The organism is Mameliella sp. CS4, assembly GCF_019392335.1.
In the GTDB taxonomy this organism is placed as follows: domain Bacteria; phylum Pseudomonadota; class Alphaproteobacteria; order Rhodobacterales; family Rhodobacteraceae; genus Antarctobacter.
The window spans coordinates 1-264 of record NZ_JAHXRQ010000183.1 but is presented as its reverse complement, the minus strand read 5'-3'; the positions used below and the strand labels follow the sequence as shown (position 1 = coordinate 264).

Genomic DNA, 264 nt, shown 5'->3' with positions numbered 1-264 from the left:
CTTGGCAGGCGCGCCAGGAGCTACCGCAACTGTTCGCCAACGAAATCGGCGACAAGCTGCTGGTGCTGACCGATATCGTCGAGTTTACCGCCCACCCGACGATGTCGTTCAGAACCGTGCTGCCGGAAGGCCGCTGCGACGCGCCGATGGTCAAACTCCCGGTCTCACTGCGCCTGACCAGCGTGCAACGAACGGTTTCACCACGCTCGGCGCGCATGGGCCCGCGAATCAGCCACTTGCTGCTGACGATCCTTGGGCGCGAAC

At 64.0% G+C, this 264-nt stretch carries 1 protein-coding gene; it reads left to right on the top strand.

Annotated elements, in window-relative coordinates; translation table 11 throughout:
* The coding region (locus KZZ07_RS27040; protein ID WP_219520079.1) for an IucA/IucC family protein at nucleotides 1-264 on the top strand (264 nt) is incomplete at both ends.